Genomic DNA, 1,150 nt, shown 5'->3' with positions numbered 1-1,150 from the left:
GGCTTTACTGGAAGCGGTGCAACGCGATTGGTGTATATGCCGGCCTCGGCAGCGGCGTGCTTGTATGGGCATACATGCTGATCACCCCAATCATGAGCGACATTGGCCTTGTTGCTCAGAGCTATATCTCACAAGGCCCTTATGGCTTCGAATGGCTCAGCCCGGAGTTCTTTCTCGGGTTTGAGTTTAGTGATGCCTTTACCCGCAGTGTGCTGGTAAGCCTAGGGATCAACATCGCGGTAACTTGGCTAGTTTCGAGAGTCGATCGCACCACCTTAGCGGATCGTATTCAGGCTTCGACATTCACCCAAATTGAATTACAAAAGCCTGTTGGCGAAAACGACTCCGCGATTAAAATTGGTGATCTGAAAGAGCTGGCAAATCAATTTGCAGGTGCGAGGATCGCGGACCGTATTTTCGAGCCCGAGAGTATCAACCCTGAAGAAACAAGCCCCGAAGAATTAATCGAAACGGTTCGTCGTGCTCTTTCCGGCATCGCCGGTGTCGCGTCTGCCAATGCAATGATTGATGGCCTTCGTAGCGGCAATAAAATCGCAGTTGAAGATGTCGTCAGTATGTTTGGCGAAACCACCAAAGCGCTGCGTTTTAATCAGGAAATCCTGTTCTCATCATTCGAGAATATCTCCTCCGGCATCAGCGTCGTAAACGACGATTTGAATATCGTTGCTTGGAACCGCCGTTACGAAGAAATGTTCAACTATCCAAAAAATATGCTGAAGATCGGTACTCCCGTATCCGAGCTTGTGCAGTTTAATGCGCACAGAGGCTTGCTCGGTGCGGGTGATATTGAACTGCTTGTCCACAAACGTCTTGAGCACCTTAAGAACGGAAAACCCTATCGCGTTGTGCGCGAGCACCATGACGGACAAGTGATCGAGATCAAAGGTACTCCGCTACCAGACGGCGGCTATGTCACGACGTACGATGACATTAGTGACTTCATTCGAATTCAAAACGAACTTGAGCTAAGCAATCAAAACCTTGAAAAGCGCGTCGAAAGTCGCACCGAAGAAATCAATCGCATCAACCAAGACTTGGTACACGAGATCGAATTAAGAAAGGGCATGGAAACCGCGCTTCTTGAAGCCAAGTCGCAGGCAGAAACAGCCAATGCGACCAAGTCTCGCTT

General features: G+C 49.3%; 1 protein-coding gene. It reads left to right on the top strand.

The genetic code is table 11. The annotated features are described in order from the left end of the window. Positions 1-1,150, top strand: a 1,150-nt coding sequence (locus A3751_RS17720; RefSeq protein ID WP_156492597.1) for a PAS-domain containing protein, incomplete at both ends; no start/stop codon positions are given.

The sequence above is a fragment of the Oleiphilus sp. HI0080 genome (assembly GCF_001635135.1).
The sequence above is the reverse complement of the archived record's forward strand: the minus strand, read 5'-3'. Positions and strand labels throughout refer to the sequence as shown.